This is a genomic window from Streptomyces sp. NBC_01142 (assembly GCF_026341125.1).
Classification (GTDB): domain Bacteria; phylum Actinomycetota; class Actinomycetes; order Streptomycetales; family Streptomycetaceae; genus Streptomyces.
The window spans coordinates 1,997,492-2,015,367 of sequence record NZ_JAPEOR010000002.1 but is presented as its reverse complement, the minus strand read 5'-3'; the positions used below and the strand labels follow the sequence as shown (position 1 = coordinate 2,015,367).

Below are 17,876 nucleotides of genomic sequence, written 5' to 3'. Positions count from 1 at the left end.
GGCGGCCGAAGCAGATCGAGGTACGTCAAAGGGCTCTTCGGCGCCGGCCTCCCCGACACCACGTGCTGGTGACGGCGTGGCAGTTGGGGCAGAGCAGCCGAAGGTTCTCGACCCTGTCGTCGCTCCAGTCGCCGCTGATGTGGTCGACCTCCAGGGTCATGGGCATACCGTTCCAGACTGGGCCGGTACCGCACATGGCGCACTGTTCGGCAACGCCGATCTCGTGCAGTGCTCTTCGCAGCATCGCTGCGCGGGGGCGGCGCTTGCCGTTGTGCTTGACCAGCACATCCGTGGCGGCCCTGACCGGGGTTGGGCCGGCCTTCCCCCGCTGATGGGCCTGGCCCAAGAAGTGCCCCGTGTCCAGCCCGTCCCCGGTCGTCCAGCGGTGCAGCAGAGCCCGTTGGCTCCGGTTGTCCGGGCGGCCGAGCAGTCTCAGCGTCTCGGCGATGGAGACAGACTCGGCCACGGCCTGTCTCAGGTCCGCTGTGGAGGGCCGTTGGCCCCCTCCTGCGGGTGAGAAGTGCGAGACGTCGATGCCGTAGTGGCTGAAGCGGCTCATCAGATAGCGGCCGAGACGTTCATACGGAGTGGTGCCGAAGAACGCGATGACCTCATCGGCGTCGCTGCACTGTGCTGCGGCTTCGGCCAGCAACTCTTGCGTGTACTGCCTGCGTTGCTTCATCGGTACTCGTCGCCGAGACGCGATGGCCGGGGAATGCCGGCTCTGCGCACCTTGCCGCGCCCCCGGTAGGTGTCCGTGGTCGAGTGGCAGTTTGGGCACAGGAGCCGCAGATTCTCGATGCGATTGTTTCGCCAGTTGCCATCGACGTGATCCACCTCGAGCGGCAGCGGGCGGCCCAGCCATTCGGACTTGATTGCACAGATGGCGCAGGATTCGGCGATGCCGAGTTCGAGCAGTGCTCTCTTGAGCCGCTCGCCGGGTACGCGGCGAGCGGTCGCTGATTGTTCCTCGACCAGGATTTCGGCGGCTGTCCTGCGGCGCCTGTCGTTCCGCGTTCGCTCTGTTCGCGCATGCGGTGTGAAGTGGGACGTATCGATCCCAAGGGCTCGTATGCGACGGCTGATATGTGTGTGCTGACCGCCCACGACATCAAGACCGAGCCGCCGCAACACCTCGTACACGCTGGTCGACACGGCGACAGTGGACTCCAGGATGTCTCTCGTCCAGCGCGTGCCTTCGCGCTCGAAGTGTGAGGTGTCGATACCCAACTTCCTCATGCGCTCGCGAACGTAGGAACGGCGCGAGCCCTTGGGGTCCACCCCGAGTTTTGTCAGCGCCTCGGACAGTGTCCGCGACGAATCGGCGGCCTCGGCCAGGCGCTCCCGTGTGTATGGACTGACCACCATCGTCCCCCCGTCCTCCGGCTGCGCGTTCGCAGCCTCGCACTGAGTAACGAACCGTTTATCGGATGGTCACGTCCGGAATGCGGAAGGGCCCGCACCGCCTGACGGTACGGGCCCTTCCGGGAGCACGGGGCTCAGATGCCGAGGTCCTTGATGATCTTGGCGACGTGGCCGGTGGCCTTCACGTTGTACAGCGCGCGTTCGACCTTGCCCTCCTCGTCGACGACGACCGTCGAGCGGATCACGCCCGTCACCGTCTTGCCGTACAGCTTCTTCTCGCCGAACGCGCCGTACGCCTCCAGCGTCTCCTTCGACGGGTCGCCGACCAGCGTGACCTTCAGGCTCTCCTGCTCGCGGAACTTCGCCAGCTTCTCCGGCTTGTCCGGGGATACGCCGATCACGTCGTAGCCCGCGCCCGTCAGCAGCTCCAGGTTGTCCGTGAAGTCACAGGCCTGCTTGGTGCAGCCGGGCGTCAGGGCCGCCGGGTAGAAGTAGACGATGACCTTCCGGCCCTTGTGGTCCGCGAGCGAGACCTCGTTGCCGTCCGCGTCGGGCAGGGTGAAGGCGGGGGCGGTGTCGCCGGGCTGGAGTCGCTCGCTCATGGTTCTCCGTAATCGTGTCGGGCGCGCGTGAGGTGTGTACGTCATCGAGCGTAATAGGGGTGCCGTGGGGTGCGGGCGCTGCCGAGCTGACAGACTGTCGACGAAGGACTACCGGAAACGACCACGGAGGCAGCGCGGTGTCGGATGCCAGGACCCCTGCGCAGATCGAGGCGGACATCGTCCGCAGGCGCGACCAGCTTGCCGAGACGCTCGACGAGATCGGGGTGCGGATGCACCCGAAGACGATCATGGGTGACGTCAGGGCCAGGATCGCCTCGAGCGTGGACCAGACCGCCGGGCGGGCGTTCGTCGCCGTGAACCGCACGGTGTCCGACGTCAGGGAGAAGTTCGTGGCGGAGGACGGGGCTCCCCGGCTGGAGCGGCTGGTGCCCGTCGCGCTGGTGGCCGTGGGGCTGGTGGGGCTGCTGGCCGTGTCGGCGCGCAGGCGCCGCGGGTGACCCAGCGGCGTACGGGACGCTTCACGCCAGGTAGGTTCGAGGCGTGAGCGACAACACCCACGACGACAAGCTGCCCATCCGGATGCTGCACGACCGTGTGCTGGTCCGGACCGACATCCCGGAGGGCGAGCGGCGTTCCAGCGGCGGCATCGTCATCCCGGCGACCGCGGCGGTCGGCCGGCGTCTCGCCTGGGCCGGGGTGGTCGCGGTCGGGCAGAACGTACGGACCGTGGAGCCGGGGGACCGGGTGCTGTACGACCCCGAGGACCGCGCCGAGGTCGAGGTGCGGGGCGTGGCGTACGTACTGATGCGGGAGCGCGATCTGCACGCTGTCGCCGCGGACCGTTTTGAGGGATCCGAGGACTCGACCGGGCTGTACTTGTAAGAACCGCAGGTGAGAGGGCTGGTGGCGGACGCCATCAGCCCTTTCCTTGTCACGTGACCCTTGCACCGCATTTGCTATCTTTGACTGATCCCGACGAGACGCGTCGTACCGGGTCAGGCAAAGACGACGCACCCCGCTGAAGTTCCGCGTCTCGGAGGTGCCGTCATGGCCTGGGTTCTGCTTGTTGTCGCCGGTCTGCTCGAGGTCGGCTGGTCGATCGGGATGAAGTTCACCGACGGGTTCACCCGGCTGTGGCCGAGCGTGTTCACCGGTCTCGGGATCGTCGTGAGCATGTTGCTGTTGTCGCATGCCGCCAGGACTCTGCCGATCGGTACGGCCTACGGCGTCTGGGTCGGCATCGGTGCGGCCGGTGCGGCGGTGGTCGGCATGCTCGTGCTGAACGAGCCGGTGACCGCGGCCCGGATCTTCTTCGTCTGTCTGCTGCTGGTCGCGGTGGTGGGGCTGAAGGCGACCGCGGGTCACTGAGGCGGGTCACTGCGGCCGGGTCACTGGGCCGGGGCGGCGGCCGGGTCACTGAGGCCGGATCACCGGCGGGGTCGCCGCGGCCGGGTCACTGCGGCGGGCGGCTTGTGCCCGTGCCCGTGCCGGTGCCGCGGCTGTCGGTCGTGCCTCTGCCCGTGGTGCCGTCCGTGCCTCCGCCGGTGGCTGTTCCGTGGTCGGTCGTTCCTCCGCCGGTGTCCGTGGTGCCGTTGGTCAGGCCGTCGATGGTTCCGCCGATGGCTCCGCCGCTGGTCCTGCCCTCGGTCCTGCCCCCGGTCCGGCCCTGGGTGTCCGCGTCCTGCGACGGGCTCGGCTCGCCGGGCCGGGCCGGCTGGGACGGCTCGGCCGACGGGGACGGCTCGCTCGGTTCGGCCGGCTCCTCCGGCTCCTCGGACTCCTCCTCCTCCTCCTCGGGCCGCTCCTCCTCCGCGCCCTCCCCCAGCGTCAGATCGAACTCCTCGATCTCCTCGTCCTCGAGCGCGGCGGCCGTGAACTGGCCCCAGATCTTCGCGGGCGCCCCGCCCCCGTTGATCCGCGACAGCCCCAGCGCCCCGTACAGCGGCTTCTGCACCCCCGTGACCGGGTCCTGGCCCATCACCGCGACCACGGTCGCCAGGTTCGGGGTGTAGCCCGCGAACCACGCGGCCTTGTCCTCCTCCGCCGTACCGGTCTTGCCGGCCGCCGGACGGCCCGCGGACCGGGCCGCCGTGCCCGTGCCGTCCTCGACCACGCTCTGCAGGATCGAGGTCGTGGTGTCGGCGGCCTCCCGGCTGACGACCTGCTCCTCGTCCTCCTCGGGCAGCTCCACGTCCACGCCGTTCTTCGTGACCTTCTCGACGAGCGTGTACGTGCCGTGCCTGCCGTGGTTGGCAAGGGTCGCGTACGCCTCCGTCATGTCGAGGACGCTGGCGGTGGCGGGGCCCAGGGCGATGGAGGGTGAGGCGTCCAGGTCCGGGGTGTTCTCGGGGATCCCGAGGTCGATCGCGGTCTGCTCGACCTTCTCGGCACCGACGTCGACGGCCATCTGGGCGTAGACCGAGTTGACGGACCTGTCGGTGGCGGCACGGACGGTGATGGGGCCGTACGAGGCCTCGTCCTCGTTCTCGGGGGCGTACGGCGGCCCGCTCCAGCCCTGGACCGGCCTCTGGTTGCTGCCGTCGTAGTAGGTGTTGGGGGTGATCGCCACGCCGTCCTCGGTGGTGGATCCGTTCTCGACGGCGGAGGTGAAGACGAATGGTTTGAAAGTGGAGCCGACTTGGTAGTCGCGGCGGGTCGCGTTGTTGACGTACTGCTTCGTGTAGTCGATGCCGCCGTACAGGGCGACGACCTTGCCGGTGGCCGGGTCGATGGAGGCGCCGCCGACGCGGACGTTGCGGTCGGCGGCGCGCTTGCTCTTCAGCTTCGACATCACCTGCTTGTCGACGGCCTTGACGAAAGCGTCCTGTTTCGGCTTCTGGAGCGTGGTGGTGATCCGGTAGCCGCCGGTGGCCAGGGTGTTCTCGTCGATGATGTGGTTGTTGGTGAGGTAGTCCTCGACCGCCTGGACGATGTAGCCGCGCTGCCCCGACAGGCCGGTCGCGGGCTTCGCCGTCAGCGGCACGGGGAATTCCGTGGCCGCGCGCTCGGCGGGACTGAGCCACTTCTCCTTGACCATGCCGTCGAGTACGTAGTTCCAGCGGGCGAGAGCCGCCGCCCTGTTCTCGGGGTGGGTGGCGACGTCGTAGGCGCTGGGTGCGTTGAGGAGCGAGGCGAGGTAGGCGCCCTCCGCGGTGTCGAGGTCCTTGATGTCCTTGCCGTAGTACGCGTGGGCGGCGGCCTGGACGCCGTAGGCGTTGCGCCCGAAGTAGCTGGTGTTGAGATAGCCCTCGAGGATGTCGCTCTTGCTCTCCTCGCGGCCCAGTTTCACCGCGATGAAGAACTCCTTCACCTTTCGGGTGATGGTCTGCTCCTGGCCCAGGTAGTAGTTCTTGACGTACTGCTGGGTGATGGTGGAGCCGGACTGCTTTCCCTTGCCGGTGAGGGTGTTCCAGGCGGCGCGGACCATCGCCTTGGGATCGACGGCGGGCTGGGAGTAGAAGTCCCGGTCCTCGGCGGCCAGTGCCGTGTGCTGCACCGTCAGGGGGACCTGCGCGAGGGCCACGTTCTCGCGGTTGACCTCGCCGTCGCGGGCGATCTGGGTGCCGTCCCGGTAGAGGTAGACATTGGACTGGGCGGTGGCCGTGGCGTTGGCGGGCGGGATCTCGACGAGCATGTAGCCGGCGGAGAAGCCGCCGATCAGCAGCAGCGCGATCAGCAGGGACGTGCCGAGCACCATCCGCCAGGTGGGGATGAGCCGGCGCCAACCGGTGTGCTCGCGGCGGGGCTTCCCACCCTGCTTGCCCATCTTCCGGGGTGCGGGCGCCGACTGGACGGCGGTCGCGTCCCTGACTGTCCAGACCGGCTGCTGTGGATCGTCGCTCATGTCACCCATACTGCACTTTTCGTGCGGTCAACCCCTGGACCCGTCGGGCCGAAATACGGTCGCGGCGGCCTTCGCCGCTGGGCTAAGGTCGTGCGCTTTGGTGCCCGGCGGCAGAGGGGGGTCCCAGTGCGGCTGTACGTGGCCGTCGCGGCGGGTGGGTTCCGGCGCTATGCGACGTACCGGATGGCGACGGCGGCCGGAGTGTTCACCAACACCGTCTTCGGCTTCATCATGGCGTACACCTATATCGCCCTGTGGGACGAGCGCCCGCAGCTGGGTGGGTACGACCTCTCGCAGGCGCTCACCTATGTGTGGCTGGGCCAGGCGCTGCTGATGACCTGCGCCATGATGGGCGGCGGTTTCGAGGACGAGCTGATGGAGCGGATCCGCACCGGCGACATCGCGATCGATCTGTACCGGCCGGCCGACCTTCAACTGTGGTGGATGGCAGGAGACCTGGGCCGGGCTGCCTTCCATCTGGTGGGACGTGGGATGGTGCCGATGATGCTCGGAGGTCTCGCCTTCGATCTGGCGCTGCCGCTGTCCCCGCTGACCTGGATCGCCTTCGTGGTGTCGGTGGCGCTGGGGGTGGTGGTGAGCTTCGCGGTCCGTTTCCTGGTGGCGCTCTCCGCGTTCTGGCTGATGGACGGGGCCGGGGTGATGCAGATCTGCTGGCTGGCGGGGATGTTCTTCTCCGGGATGCTGCTGCCGCTCAATCTGTTCCCCGGCGCGCTGGGCGAGGTGGCGCGGGCGTTGCCGTGGTCGTCGTTGCTGCAGGTCCCCGCGGATGTCCTCCTCGGGAAGTACACGGGGTGGGGACTGGTGCGGGCGTATGCCTTCCAGGGCGGCTGGGCGCTGGCGCTGCTGGCCGCCGGGCGGGCGCTGCAGTCCGTCGCGACGCGCAGGGTGGTGGTTCAGGGTGGCTGACGGACTGCCGGGGCGCACGGGCCCCGCGGGGCCTCGGGAGCTGCCCGGGGGGCCTGGGCTCCCTGGGCTCCCTGGGATTCAGGGGATTCCTGGGCCGCCGCGATTGTCGCGGCTGTCGGTGCTGTCGAACGGACTGCGCGCGTACGGTCTGATCGCGATGATGTGGATCCGCTCCACGATGGCGTACCGCGCCTCGTTCGTGATGACGGCGCTCGGGAACTTCGTGGCGACCGGCTTCGACTTCATCGCGATTATTCTGATGTTCCAGCACGTGAACGCGCTGGGCGGCTACTCCCTCGCCGAGATCGCCTTTCTGTACGGGGCGACGGGCGCCTCCTTCGGCCTCGCCGACCTGGTCATGGGGTCGATGAACCGGCTGGGGCGGCGGGTGCGCGACGGGACGCTGGACACGCTGCTGGTACGTCCGGTGCCGGTGCTCGCGCAGGTGGCGGCGGACCGGTTCGCGCTGCGCCGTCTCGGCCGGATCACCCAGGGGATGCTGGTGTTCGGCTACGGCGTGCTCGTTCTGAACATCGACTGGACTCTGCTGCGGGTGCTGATGGTGCCGATGATGGTGCTCAGCGGGGCGGCGATCTTCTCGGCGCTGTATGTGGCGGGGGCGGCGTTCCAGTTCTGGGCGCAGGACGCTTCCGAGGTGCAGAACTCCTTCACGTACGGCGGTAACACGCTGCTGCAGTATCCGCCGACGCTGTTCGCGAAGGATCTGGTGCGCGGGGTGACGTTCGTGGTCCCGCTGGCCTTCATCAACTGGCTGCCGGCGCTGTACGTGCTGGGCCGGCCGTATCCGCTGGACGTGCCGCAGTGGCTGGCCTTCCTGCCGCCGGTGGTCGCTGCGGTGTGCTGCTGGTTGGCCTCTCTCGCCTGGCGGGCCGGACTTCGCTCCTACCGGAGCACAGGGAGCTAGGCAGCCCGGAAGCCCGGAAGCCCGGAAGCCCGAAAGCCCGAAAGCCCGAAAGCCCGAAAGTCAGGAAGCCACGAAGTCAGGGAGCGAGGGAGCTACTGCATGGACTTCATCGAGCTCGACGGTGTCGAGAAGGTCTTCGACGTACGGCGCAAGGCGGGCAGGCTGCGCCGCGAGAAGCATCAGGTCCGGGCGGTCGACGGGATCAGCTTCCGCGTGCCGCGCGGCGAGATGGTCGGCTACATCGGCCCGAACGGCGCCGGGAAGTCCACCACCATCAAGATGCTGACGGGCATCCTGACGCCGAGCGGGGGGCGGCTGCGGGTCGCGGGTATCGATCCGTCCCGGGAGCGTACGAGGCTGGCGCAGCGGATCGGGGTGGTGTTCGGGCAGCGTACGACGCTGTGGTGGGACCTGCCGCTGAAGGATTCGTACCGGCTGGTGCACCGGATGTACCGGATCCCGGACAAGCGGTTCCGGGAGAACCTGGACCGCTGTGTCGAACTGCTCGACCTCGGCGCGCTGTTGGAGGTGCCGGTGCGGCAGCTCTCACTCGGTCAGCGGATGCGCGGGGACATCGCGGCGGCGCTGCTGCACGATCCCGAGGTGCTGTATCTGGACGAGCCGACCATCGGGCTCGATGTGATCTCCAAGGCGAAGGTGCGGGAGTTTCTGCGGGACCTGAATGCCGAGCGGGCGACGACGGTGCTGCTGACGACGCACGATCTGACCGATATCGAGCAGCTGTGCAAGCGGGTGATGGTCATCGATCACGGTCGGCTGATGTACGACGGGGCGCTGGCGGGTCTCCATGAGGTGGGGGAGAGCGAGCGGACGCTGGTGGTGGACCTGGAGCGCGTGCTGCCGCCGATCATCCTGGACTCCGCGCGCACGGTGCGGGTGGAGGGGCCGCGGCAGTGGCTGGCGTTCCCGGCGGCGCAGTCGGCGGCGCCGCTGGTGGCCGAGCTGGCGGCCCGGTATCCGCTGGTGGACCTGTCGGTGCGGGAGCCGGACATCGAGGCCGTGATCGCGAAGATGTACGCGGAACGGTCGGGCCTGTGAGATCCGGCCTGTGAGATCGGACCTGTGAGATCGGACCCGTGAGATCGGACCTGAGATCGGGTCTGGCGGATGAGGTCTGCGAGGTCGGAGCCGTGAGATCAGGTCTGTGAGGGCGGGGCGGTCTTGACTAGGCTGCCGTTATGACGAGCGAACTCCCTGAGATGCGTGCCTCCGACTCCGAGCGTGAGCGGGTGGCCGAGCGGCTGCGTGACGCCGTGGCGGAGGGGCGGCTCGACATGGAGGAGTTCGAGCAGCGCCTCGACGCCGCCTACAAGGCGCGTACGCACGGCGAGTTGGAACCTCTGGTCAGCGACCTTCCGCTGACGGGCGCCTTCACCACGTCCCCGGCGGCCGCCACCGGCTCCGGCCGCTGGGCCGAGCGCATCGGAGGGCCCGGCACCTCCAAGGGCGCGTTCGCCTTCTGGGGCGGCTTCAGCCGCAAGGGCACCTGGACGGTCCCCCGGCTGTTCACCAGCTTCACGCTGATGGGCGGCGGCGAACTCGACCTGCGCGAGGCCCGGTTCGAGGACCGTGAGACGGTGATCCGCTGCTTCGCCGTCATGGGCGGCGTCCACATCGTCGTACCGCCCGACCTGAACGTCGACGTCAGCGGCATCGGCTTCATGGGCGGCTTCGGCGAGGAGGGCGAGGGCGACGCGGAGCCCGATCCGACGGCGCCGCGCGTGAAGATCACGGGCTTTGCGCTGATGGGCGGCGTGGGCGTCGAGCGCAAGCTCAGGAAGGCCGAGAAGCAGCGGATCAAGGCGGAGCGCGCGGCCGAGCGGGAGCGCCTGGAGAGGGGCGAGCGCGGCCGGCTGGACAAGGGCGACCGCAAGGAGCTCGGCTGAGCCCGGTAGGGTCCCGTCGGTCAGTGGTTCGAGTCCGGCGGGTACGCCCGTAGGCCGGGGACGCCGGTACGCCCGGTAGGCCGGGTACCCCGGGACCCGGTAGGCCAGGTACGCCAGGACGCCGGGTACGACGGTTGTGACGGGGGCGGGGATGTTGCCGCGGTGGGTCAAGGTCGGCGTGATCGCCGCGGTCGTGCTGGCCGCGGTCGGCTACTTCGCGCAGCCGTACGCCAAGGACTGGTGGCTGGCGCGCGAGGCCTGCGGCGGTGCGCTGCCGGACGAGGCGGTCGACGCGCTGATGCCGGACGACGAGCATCTGACCTCCGAGTACGAGTACGTCAGCAAGGAGATGGGCGCCTACTCCTGTGCGCTCGGCTACAGCGACGACTTCCGGAACAGGGGCATCACCGCGGTCGCGTACACCGACCGCGACAGCCAGGACCTGATGATGAGAAGCGCCTTCCACCGCGGGACCGCCCAGGAGGTCGGCGCGCTGCCCGAAGGTCTGCCGGGGTTCGTCGACGAGGGCCGCCGCACCGTGCGGCTGCTGCAGACCTGCCCGGACCTCGGCAAGGACGCGGAGGGCCGGCCGCGGCGCCTGCTTGTCCGTACGTCGGCTTCCGGGGCTCTCATGAAGGAGGCGCCCGATGCCCTCCTGCGGACCGCCGTCGCCGTGACCAACGAGGCTTCCAGGAAGCTCGGTTGCGGGGCGGAGCCGGTCAAGGCCCCGGACCGAGCGCTGTCCCAGCGGCCTGAGCCCGTACGGATCTCGGCCTCGGCCGGCACCCCCTGCGGCTGGCTGGCCGGCGCGAAGCTGCCCCGGGAAGCGGAGTGGAGGGTGGGCATCGACGCCAACGACGCCGCGCCCGTCAGCCGCTGCGAGCTCTACCGCAAGGGTGACAAGAGCCCGGCGATGCGCTTCAACGCCTGGTACGGGGACTGGAGCGAGGTCCCCTTCAAGAAGGTTGCCGCCGAGCGGGTGAGCCTGGCGGGGGACGGCGGGGAGACCCGGCCGCTGCTGACCGCCGACTGGGGCCGGGCAAAGGCCCGGTGCGATGCCGAGACCGCCAACTTCGAGGCATCTTCGGGCGGGGTGCCCGGCATCGGGGGGCCACAGCTGAGGGCGCTGCTCACCACGTTCGCGCAGGACCAGGTGAAGCGGCACGGCTGCACGGATCTTGCACTCCCCGGCCGTGAAGTGCCTGCCCCCAAGCACTAGTGCCGCATCGGGCAACCTTCGCCTCGTATGCCCCTGACTGAGGGTGTAGGGCTTCGCGCTGCGCGTCCATGTGCACCGCGTAGCCTCACCGCGTGACGCACTCCCACCGCACGTTCGAGAATCCCCCCGCGCTGCCCCATGACGTCGTCGCCGAGGCAGTGGAAAGGGCACTCGATGACAGCGCGCTGGAAGCCCCGGCAGCAGTCGCATTGGTCGGCATCGCCTTGAACGACGACGATCGAGCGTTCATCGAGCATTGCTGTATCGAGGTGGGGTCGAGGGCGGCGCCCGGGAGCCAGCTGCTCGGGCTGGCCGGCCTGTGCTTGGGGCATACGGCCCGCAGGTTCGGACGACTCGGCAATCGAGCGGTTGCGCTGGCCGAGTCTCTGGCGACCCGGGCCGAGCTGGACCCGTCGGATGTCGACGGACGAGCCCTCGACGGCCTCGATGACATCCGCTCTTACCTGCGCCGCGACGACGCCGAATAGCTTCGCTGGTGCTGTGACCGCATAGGTTCGCCGGGTTGGTGGTCGTGACGGTTGGATGTGCGGTGACGTCTGATCCGACCGCGAAGAACTGCGTGACATCAGGGTGCACACCGGCGGACGCCTCCGGCGGCCGCGCGCCGAGGGTGGCAACCCGGCGGCGGGCGCGGCCGCGGACGGTGCGGCTGGACGCACACCGAAGGTTGGGGCCGATGCGATGTCCAGAGCCAGAGGATCAGTCGAGGGCCGACCGCAGCTGATGGTGGTCTCACACCCCGACAGCAGGGCGCGGCGTGCCTGCGAGGGCGCATGGGATCCGACGCCCACAATGCCAATGAATATCCGATTCATGAGAAAAGTCCATGCCGAGTTCTTGACACAGGAGTGCGTGCCGATGGATCTGGAGCTCACCGACAAAGTCGTCGTCGTCACCGGCGCCAGCAAGGGCATCGGCCTGGCCATCACCGAGGCGTTCCTGCGTGAGGGCGCGCGAGTGGTCGCCGGCAGCCGTTCCGAGACCCTTGAGCTGGCCGCGTTGCGCGAGACGTATGACGTGGCCTTCGTCACCGGCGATCTGGCTACCGGCGAAGGCGTGGATGCACTGATCCAGGCGGCGATGGAACGTCATAGCAGGATCGACGTCCTGGTCAACAACGTCGGAGCCACCGAGCCCCGCACCGATTTCCTCGCCGTCGACGACGCACAGTGGCAGCGGGGCTTCGACCTGAACTTCTTCAGCGCCGTCCGCGCCAGCCGCGCCGCGTTGCCGCACCTGCTCGCGGACGGCGAAGGCGCGGTCGTCAACATCAGTTCCCTCAACGCCCGGATGCCCTTCCCCACCGTGGTGGACTACTCGGCGGCCAAGGCCGCGCTGACCAGCCTCACCAAGGCGCTGTCGGAGGAGTTTGCGCCGCGCGGCGTACGGGTGAACGCCATCGCTCCGGGACCGGTCCGCACCCCGTTCTGGACCGCCCCTGGCGGCTTCGCCGAGGCCGTGGCGGCCGGCGCAGGGACCACTGCCCAGGAGGCCGTGGACGTGGTGGTGCCCCAGCAGATGGGCATCACGACGGGACGCTTCACCGAACCTCAGGAGGTCGCCAACCTCGCGCTCTTCCTGGCCTCGCCCCGCGCCGCGAACATCACAGGCGCCGAATTCCTCATCGACGGCGGCCAGACCAAGACGACCTGAGCCCTGGCGCGACGGTGCCGCGGGGAATCCTGCTCGGGGCTTCATGGCATACCCGGGCTGGTGAACGTCACCTCGGCGATCTTCGTCACCGGCATGCGCTGCGCGGACAGCAGCACCATCTGAGCCCGCCGCCAGGTCACCACCGAGCCAGTGCCCCGGCGGACGGTCCGCAGCAACCGCCTGCCGTCGTCATCGATCTCACGGACCCGCACGCGTTCAGCCACGTGATCATTCTGACCATCCGGTGCCGCCCGGTGCCGCCCGGTGCCGCCCGGTGCAGCAACCGGACGACACGTCACATCGGGGCGAACGTTGCCTGATACGGCACTGGTTGAGCCCAGAGGTCTCCGGTCCCGACGATCCCCCGCGGGTCAGAGCGCTTCCCGCATCCCGTTGACGTACGACTCGTCGATCTCGACGCGCAGATCGGCGATCCGGCCCTCGGACACCTTGCGGTCCTTGCGCCACTGCTCGAGTACGCCGAACAGCTGGTGGCGGCCGTCCAGCAGGGTCGCGGCCGGCGGCTTCGCGCCGCCGCCCGCCGCGCGCCTGGCGATGTCGCCCATCGGCGGTGTGCTGGTGACGGGCCCGGACGCCGCGGGGAAGGCGCCCCTGCTGTGCTTCCGTACGGCCGAGTTGAAGGCCGCGGCATCGCGGATCGTGCCGTCCTGCGCCGCCTTGGCGCGCAGCTGCATGAGCGTGCCGATGCCGCGCGCGGCGATGCCCAGATCGTGGTCGGCGGCGTGCTTGGCCCCGTTGTACTTCTCGCCGCGCCTCGCCGGGACGGCGCCGTCGCTGTCCAGGCGTTCCAGGTAGTACGCGAAATAGGCGCGGTAGGCGTCGTAGAGGACGGCGAAGGCCTCCGGGTCGGCGGCGATCCGCCCGATGACCCGCTCGAGCATCACGTCGGTGTTCTCGGCATCGTTAGGGATACTGAAGGCGGCCGTCGCATCGCGCCGGTCCGGGAACTCCCCGGCCCACACCCGGCTTTCCTCGTACGTCCCGGCAGGACGGAAGAACTCGTTCCTGGCGGGCCTGCTGTACCAGGTGCGCTGGACGTCGATGATGTAGTCGGCGAGGATCCGCGCGACGTACGGGCTCATCCCGGCGGGCAGCGGATCGCTCTCCTCGGACAGCGCGGAGGCGGCCGCGTACGCGGCCCGTGCCTGCGCCAGGGTGTGCGGCTCGCCCGCGCCGCCGGTGGCCGCGTTCAGCACGACCTTGCCGAGGATCGCGCCCTGCCCGTCGCACGTGTGCAGATGCTCTTCGCTCAGCAGCTCCGTCATGACCGGGTAGCGGGAGAGGTCGTCACGGGGGTCCAGTGCCTTGGTGGCCGCCGCCGGGTCGTCGGCCAGGGCCGCGGTCGCCACCGGAACCTTCCAGCAGGGCTGTTCGTCGTCCTGGCGGCCCGCCAGCGCGACAGCTGTTCCGGCGGCCGCTGCCACCACGACCGCGACCGGCAGCGCGACGGCGACCGCGCGCCGCCGCCCGCCCCTGTTCACCCATTCGCGCATCCGACGAGGTTAGCGAGCGCGCGTCGTCACAGCCGCGCCGGGTCCACGGCCCTGCCCATCCGCCGGTATCCGATGTCGCTGGGGTGGAGATGGTCCCCGGAGTCGTAGACCGCACGCATCCGGTGGGGCGCGTACGGGTCGCGCAGCGCCCGGTCGAAGTCGACGACCGCGTCGAAGATCCTGCCCGTCCGTACGGCGGTGTTGACCTTGGTGCGTGCGGCTTCGACCGCCGGGGTGCACAGGGCGTGTCCGCCGCAGGGCAGCAGCGTCGCGCCGACGACGCGCAGTCCGCGCGCGTGCGCCCGGCGGGTGAGCTCGGCGAGCCCGGCGGTGACCCGGTCGGCGGTGGGCTCGTACGGCGCGCGCAGCAGGTCGTTGATGCCGATGGCGACGATCACCGTTCTGGCCCCGGACTGGTCGAGCACATCGCGCTCGAATCGGTCGAGCGTGCTGGGGCCGCGTCCGTACATGAGCAGGCGATTGCCGCTGATGCCCTGGTTGAGCACGCCGTAGCGGCCGCTGAGGCGGTCGGCGAGGACGTCGGGCCAGCGGCTGTTGGTGTCGGGGGTGGAGCTCACGCCGTCGGTGATCGAGTCGCCGATGGCGACGATCGTGCCGCGTGCTTCCGGGGTCAGTACGTCGATGCCGGTGAGGTGGTACCAGGACGGGGTCAGCCGGGTGTACGCGGTGCCGAGCACGTCCTGTGTGCGGTCGCCGTCCGCGAGGTAGGAGGTCTGGCGTGCGTGCGGGTGGAAGGTCAGGGGACCGCCGGGGGCGGGGGTGTGGACGGTGACCAGCAGATCGCCGTCGTCCGGGACCCGGAGTACGACCGGGTCGCTGACCAGTTGCCCGCCGGCCGTGATGGTGGCGCCGGGCGCCCCCCGGAACGTGATGCGGCGCAGGGTGCCCGGCACCGCGGCGGGCCCGTTGTCCGCGCGTACGGCGAGCGAGACGCGGGCGATCGTGAGCGGCTTCGCGCCGAGGACGTTGGAGAGGGTGATGCGGGCGGCGGAGCCGCCGATGCTGGTGTGCACCACGTTGCGCACGGAGCGTCCTGCGGGCCCTGCCGCGTCTATTCGGCCGATGGGGTCGGCGGGACCGGCGGGTGCGGCCATCACCGGGGCGGCGGACCAGGTGCCGACCCAGACGGGGGCGGGTGCGACGGACGTACGGGCGGCGGTACGGGCCTTGGTGGCCCCGACTCCGAGGTATATGGCGCAGCAGATGAGAGCCACTACGGCCATGAGGGCAGCGAGGGTCGCATACCCGTGACGCTTGTTCATGAACACATCATCCGACATGGCGCGGGAACTTGATGTGCACCCCAGGAGTACCTCAGGTAGGGACAATGCGTAAATGCGTACGGTATGCGCGCGGACGGGTGGAGCGGATGGAACGTACAGAACCTGAACGGGCCGAACCCGAACAGACCGAGGGTACCGGCTTCGGCGTGCCCGGAACGCCCGGCGGGCCCCGTGCGGGTGCGGCGGGAGGAGCGGCGGCGCGGTCGGCGGCACGCTCGGGCCTGCCCTCGTTCGCGTACACCGAGGCGGACGAGGAGAAACAGCGCGGCGTACGCCGAATGAAGGCGACGGCGACCTGCATGCTGCTGCTGGTCGCGCTGATCTTCGCTCTCGCCACCTGGGGGAAGAACGCCGGCCTGGGCGGCTGGACCGGCTACGTCGCGGCCGCGGCGGAGGCCGGCATGGTGGGCGCGCTGGCCGACTGGTTCGCCGTCACGGCGCTCTTCCGCCACCCGCTCGGCCTGCCCATCCCGCACACCGCGATCATCCCGAACAAGAAGGACCAGCTGGGGGCCTCACTCGGCACGTTCGTCGGGGAGAACTTCCTCTCCGGCGATGTCGTACGGGACCGGCTGAGCGCACTGGGCATCGGCGGCCGTCTGGGCAGCTGGCTCGCGGAACCCGCGCACGCCGACCGGGTCACCGCCGAGCTCTCCACCGCGCTGCGGGGCGCGCTGCGGGTGCTGCGCGACTCCGACGTCCAGGCGGTCGTCGGTGAGGCGATCACACGCCGCGCGGACCACGCGGAGATCGCCCCCGGCGTCGGCAAGACCCTGGGGAAGGTCGTCGCCGAAGGCGCCCACCACCGGGCGGTCGATCTGATCTGCGGCCGCGCCCACGACTGGATGGTCCTCCACGCGGACTCGGTGATGGACGCCGTCGAGGGCGGGGCGCCGGGCTGGACCCCGCGCTTCGTGGACAGGAAGGTCGGCGAGCGCGTCTACAAGGAGCTGCTGCGCTTCGTCACGGAGATGCGGGACATGCCGGGCCACCCGGCGCGCCATGCGATCGACCGGTTCCTGACGGACTTCGCGGTCGACCTCCAGTCGGACACGGACACCAGGGCCCGGGTGGAGCGTATGAAGTCGGAGCTGCTGGCCCGTTCCGAGGTGCAGGACGTGATCGCGTCCGCCTGGGCCGCCGTACGCGCCATGATCATCTCGGCGGCGGAGGACGACCGCAGCGAACTGCGCCTGCGCGCCCGCGCCTCGCTGCTGAAGCTGGGCACCCGGCTGGCGACGGACGGCCGGCTCCAGGCGAAGGTCGAGGGGTGGGTGGAGGACGCGGCGGTGTATGTGGTGACGACGTACCGCACCGAGATCACCTCGCTGATCTCGGACACGGTCGCGAGCTGGGATGCGGAGCACACCTCGCGCAAGATCGAGGCGCACATCGGCCGGGACCTGCAGTTCATCCGGATCAACGGCACGGTGGTCGGCGCGCTGGCCGGTCTGCTGATCTACACAGTGGCCCATGCGCTGGGCGCATGACCGTTCCCTGCCTGCCGGTCACACGCCCAGCCACCTTTGGGGAGGTGCTGTGGAGTACGTACGGTGGGGCTCAGCTGTTCAGTGGAAGAGCTGCCCGCGTACGGCACCGTCGGGGAACTCGGCGGTGTGGGTGTTGGAGTAGTAGTTGCCCGGGTTGGCGCGGACGCGCTTGACCACGTCGGGGTTCTGGCTCTCCAGCCGTCCGGAGACGGCGAAGAGCCCCTCCGGCACGGGCCGGTTGAAGAAGTTGAAGACGACGTCGCCGTTCTTGCCGAACCTGCCCTTGTGGATGTGGCCGTTGGTGGGGCTCTTGATGTTGATCCAGGCGAGGGAGTAGTCGACGGACGTGCCCTTGGGGTGCAGGAAGGTCACCGCGTGCCCGTCCGGGTCGCCGACCTTGGAGGCGTCGTTCTTGGGGACTTCCTGATCGCCGTTGGACAGCGCCCGCAGTTTGCCGCCCTTGATGATGTCGAGCGGGTTGACGCTCTTGTGGAGGGGCTGCAGCTGGCCTCGTACGGCCCCGCCCGGGAACTCGGCGCTGTGCAGGTTCACATAGAAGCCGTGGGGGTCGGTACGGATGCTCTCGGCGAGCTTGGCGTCGGTGAGGGCCACCTGCCCGGCCGCCGAGTGGACACTGTCGGGCATGGCGGTGCCGAAGAGGGGGACCTTCACCTCGCCGTTCTTCCCGGCGGCCCCTTGGTGAATGTGCCCGAGGCTGGGCACGAACCCCTTCCACTGGAGCGCGAAGGTCACCCGGTCGCCCTTCACCTTGACGAGGGCGACGGCCTTGCCGTCGGGGTCATTGACGGCGGGCCCTCCCTGGACGGGCACCTCGTTGGCGCCGGAGAGGCTGGCGGCGAAGGTGAGGGCGCGCCCGGAGGCGGGCTTGCTGAACGTACGGGCGCTCTCCGAGTCGTGCGCGCTGCTGCCGCTGCCGTGGGTGCTGCTTCCGCCGTGCCCGCTGCTTTCGCTGCTTCCGCCGTGCCCACCGTGCGCGAGGGCCGGAGTAACACCGGCAACACCAAGCACAATTGCCGTTGCGGTCACAGAGATATAACGCTTCTGCATTGTTTCTGTCCTCCCGTTTGGCCGACTCCGTCTCGGGCCGGTCGCAAGAAAGTACGGGCCGGGGGATCGGCTTGTT

18 protein-coding genes, 1 pseudogene and 1 riboswitch are annotated in these 17,876 nt (G+C 69.6%); of the genes and pseudogenes, 11 read left to right on the top strand and 8 right to left on the bottom strand.

The window, feature by feature from the left end:
- Nucleotides 1-25 precede the first annotated feature (25 nt).
- The 3 genes from OG883_RS26610 to bcp form a co-directional block, all read right to left on the bottom strand.
- Complete coding sequence (locus OG883_RS26610; protein ID WP_266545589.1) at nucleotides 26-682, bottom strand: HNH endonuclease; 657 nt, start codon at nucleotides 680-682, stop codon at nucleotides 26-28.
- The gene (locus OG883_RS26605; RefSeq protein ID WP_266545588.1) at nucleotides 679-1,368 is read right to left on the bottom strand and encodes an HNH endonuclease signature motif containing protein; all 690 of its coding nucleotides are present in this window, start codon (nucleotides 1,366-1,368) and stop codon (nucleotides 679-681) included. The genes OG883_RS26610 and OG883_RS26605 overlap by 4 nt, the downstream gene beginning before the upstream one ends.
- A 131-nt stretch (nucleotides 1,369-1,499) precedes the next feature.
- Nucleotides 1,500-1,967, bottom strand: a complete 468-nt coding sequence (gene bcp, locus OG883_RS26600) for a thioredoxin-dependent thiol peroxidase (protein WP_266545587.1) — start codon at nucleotides 1,965-1,967, stop codon at nucleotides 1,500-1,502.
- A 137-nt stretch (nucleotides 1,968-2,104) separates the two neighbouring features.
- On the opposite strand from bcp, the gene OG883_RS26595 reads away from it, so the two are divergent.
- The 3 genes from OG883_RS26595 to OG883_RS26585 all read left to right on the top strand — a co-directional run bounded on the left by OG883_RS26595 (nucleotide 2,105) and on the right by OG883_RS26585 (nucleotide 3,296).
- Complete coding sequence (locus tag OG883_RS26595; protein ID WP_266545584.1) at nucleotides 2,105-2,425, top strand: DUF3618 domain-containing protein; 321 nt, start codon at nucleotides 2,105-2,107, stop codon at nucleotides 2,423-2,425.
- Nucleotides 2,426-2,468: 43 nt separating this feature from the next.
- Nucleotides 2,469-2,810: a co-chaperone GroES gene (locus OG883_RS26590; protein ID WP_266545582.1), complete on the top strand. Its 342-nt coding sequence runs from the start codon at nucleotides 2,469-2,471 to the stop codon at nucleotides 2,808-2,810.
- A gap of 69 nt (nucleotides 2,811-2,879) precedes the next feature.
- Nucleotides 2,880-2,943, top strand: a riboswitch (guanidine-III (ykkC-III) riboswitch).
- 32 nt (nucleotides 2,944-2,975) lie between these two features.
- Nucleotides 2,976-3,296: a multidrug efflux SMR transporter gene (locus tag OG883_RS26585; RefSeq protein ID WP_266545580.1), complete on the top strand. Its 321-nt coding sequence runs from the start codon at nucleotides 2,976-2,978 to the stop codon at nucleotides 3,294-3,296.
- 85 nt (nucleotides 3,297-3,381) lie between these two features.
- On the opposite strand, the gene OG883_RS26580 is transcribed toward OG883_RS26585, so the two are convergent.
- Nucleotides 3,382-5,694, bottom strand: coding sequence for a transglycosylase domain-containing protein (locus OG883_RS26580; RefSeq protein ID WP_266549464.1), 2,313 nt, complete (start codon nucleotides 5,692-5,694; stop codon nucleotides 3,382-3,384).
- A 204-nt stretch (nucleotides 5,695-5,898) separates the two neighbouring features.
- Between OG883_RS26580 and OG883_RS26575 the strand changes: the two genes are divergently transcribed.
- The 7 genes from OG883_RS26575 (at nucleotide 5,899) to OG883_RS26545 (ending at nucleotide 12,424) form a co-directional block, all read left to right on the top strand.
- Nucleotides 5,899-6,699, top strand: a complete 801-nt coding sequence (locus OG883_RS26575; protein WP_266545570.1) for an ABC-2 family transporter protein — start codon at nucleotides 5,899-5,901, stop codon at nucleotides 6,697-6,699.
- Nucleotides 6,700-6,775: 76 nt separating this feature from the next.
- A complete protein-coding gene (locus OG883_RS26570) occupies nucleotides 6,776-7,624 on the top strand; it encodes an ABC transporter permease (RefSeq protein ID WP_266549461.1) in 849 nt (282 codons plus the stop codon).
- Between the two features lie 99 nt (nucleotides 7,625-7,723).
- The gene (locus OG883_RS26565) at nucleotides 7,724-8,683 is read left to right on the top strand and encodes an ATP-binding cassette domain-containing protein (RefSeq protein WP_266545568.1); all 960 of its coding nucleotides are present in this window, start codon (nucleotides 7,724-7,726) and stop codon (nucleotides 8,681-8,683) included.
- 140 nt (nucleotides 8,684-8,823) lie between these two features.
- Complete coding sequence (locus tag OG883_RS26560) at nucleotides 8,824-9,531, top strand: DUF1707 domain-containing protein (RefSeq protein ID WP_266545565.1); 708 nt, start codon at nucleotides 8,824-8,826, stop codon at nucleotides 9,529-9,531.
- A 151-nt stretch (nucleotides 9,532-9,682) separates the two neighbouring features.
- Entirely contained in the window at nucleotides 9,683-10,750 is a 1,068-nt protein-coding gene (locus tag OG883_RS26555) for a hypothetical protein (RefSeq protein WP_266545562.1), read from the top strand.
- Nucleotides 10,751-10,842: 92 nt separating this feature from the next.
- A complete protein-coding gene (locus OG883_RS26550; RefSeq protein WP_266545560.1) occupies nucleotides 10,843-11,238 on the top strand; it encodes a hypothetical protein in 396 nt (131 codons plus the stop codon).
- Nucleotides 11,239-11,629: 391 nt separating this feature from the next.
- Entirely contained in the window at nucleotides 11,630-12,424 is a 795-nt protein-coding gene (locus OG883_RS26545) for an SDR family NAD(P)-dependent oxidoreductase (protein WP_266549458.1), read from the top strand.
- A 56-nt stretch (nucleotides 12,425-12,480) separates the two neighbouring features.
- On the opposite strand, the pseudogene OG883_RS26540 reads toward OG883_RS26545, so the two are convergent.
- The 3 genes and pseudogenes from OG883_RS26540 to OG883_RS26530 form a co-directional block, all read right to left on the bottom strand.
- Nucleotides 12,481-12,648, bottom strand: a pseudogene (locus OG883_RS26540) (IS630 family transposase); the annotation flags it as partial.
- 147 nt (nucleotides 12,649-12,795) lie between these two features.
- Nucleotides 12,796-13,938, bottom strand: coding sequence for a hypothetical protein (locus OG883_RS26535; protein ID WP_266545555.1), 1,143 nt, complete (start codon nucleotides 13,936-13,938; stop codon nucleotides 12,796-12,798).
- A 26-nt stretch (nucleotides 13,939-13,964) separates the two neighbouring features.
- Nucleotides 13,965-15,221, bottom strand: a complete 1,257-nt coding sequence (locus OG883_RS26530) for an SGNH/GDSL hydrolase family protein (protein ID WP_266545552.1) — start codon at nucleotides 15,219-15,221, stop codon at nucleotides 13,965-13,967.
- Between the two features lie 65 nt (nucleotides 15,222-15,286).
- On the opposite strand from OG883_RS26530, the gene OG883_RS26525 reads away from it, so the two are divergent.
- The gene (locus OG883_RS26525; RefSeq protein WP_266545549.1) at nucleotides 15,287-16,732 is read left to right on the top strand and encodes a DUF445 domain-containing protein; all 1,446 of its coding nucleotides are present in this window, start codon (nucleotides 15,287-15,289) and stop codon (nucleotides 16,730-16,732) included.
- Nucleotides 16,733-16,810: 78 nt separating this feature from the next.
- On the opposite strand, the gene OG883_RS26520 is transcribed toward OG883_RS26525, so the two are convergent.
- Complete coding sequence (locus OG883_RS26520; protein WP_266545547.1) at nucleotides 16,811-17,800, bottom strand: CHRD domain-containing protein; 990 nt, start codon at nucleotides 17,798-17,800, stop codon at nucleotides 16,811-16,813.
- Nucleotides 17,801-17,876: the final 76 nt, after the last annotated feature.

Excerpts from the sequence above, each read along its gene's own strand:
- OG883_RS26580 (WP_266549464.1), bottom strand. The coding sequence starts at position 5,694 with ATGGGCAAGCAGGGTGGGAAGCCCCGCCGCGAGCACACCGGTTGGCGC.
- OG883_RS26565 (WP_266545568.1), top strand. The coding sequence starts at position 7,724 with ATGGACTTCATCGAGCTCGACGGTGTCGAGAAGGTCTTCGACGTACGG.
- bcp (WP_266545587.1), bottom strand. The coding sequence starts at position 1,967 with ATGAGCGAGCGACTCCAGCCCGGCGACACCGCCCCCGCCTTCACCCTG.
- OG883_RS26545 (WP_266549458.1), top strand. The coding sequence starts at position 11,630 with ATGGATCTGGAGCTCACCGACAAAGTCGTCGTCGTCACCGGCGCCAGC.
- OG883_RS26555 (WP_266545562.1), top strand. The coding sequence starts at position 9,683 with ATGTTGCCGCGGTGGGTCAAGGTCGGCGTGATCGCCGCGGTCGTGCTG.
- OG883_RS26560 (WP_266545565.1), top strand. The coding sequence starts at position 8,824 with ATGACGAGCGAACTCCCTGAGATGCGTGCCTCCGACTCCGAGCGTGAG.
- OG883_RS26530 (WP_266545552.1), bottom strand. The coding sequence starts at position 15,221 with ATGAACAAGCGTCACGGGTATGCGACCCTCGCTGCCCTCATGGCCGTA.
- OG883_RS26525 (WP_266545549.1), top strand. The coding sequence starts at position 15,287 with ATGCGTAAATGCGTACGGTATGCGCGCGGACGGGTGGAGCGGATGGAA.
- OG883_RS26585 (WP_266545580.1), top strand. The coding sequence starts at position 2,976 with ATGGCCTGGGTTCTGCTTGTTGTCGCCGGTCTGCTCGAGGTCGGCTGG.
- OG883_RS26610 (WP_266545589.1), bottom strand. The coding sequence starts at position 682 with ATGAAGCAACGCAGGCAGTACACGCAAGAGTTGCTGGCCGAAGCCGCA.
- OG883_RS26605 (WP_266545588.1), bottom strand. The coding sequence starts at position 1,368 with ATGGTGGTCAGTCCATACACACGGGAGCGCCTGGCCGAGGCCGCCGAT.
- OG883_RS26535 (WP_266545555.1), bottom strand. The coding sequence starts at position 13,938 with ATGCGCGAATGGGTGAACAGGGGCGGGCGGCGGCGCGCGGTCGCCGTC.
- OG883_RS26520 (WP_266545547.1), bottom strand. The coding sequence starts at position 17,800 with ATGCAGAAGCGTTATATCTCTGTGACCGCAACGGCAATTGTGCTTGGT.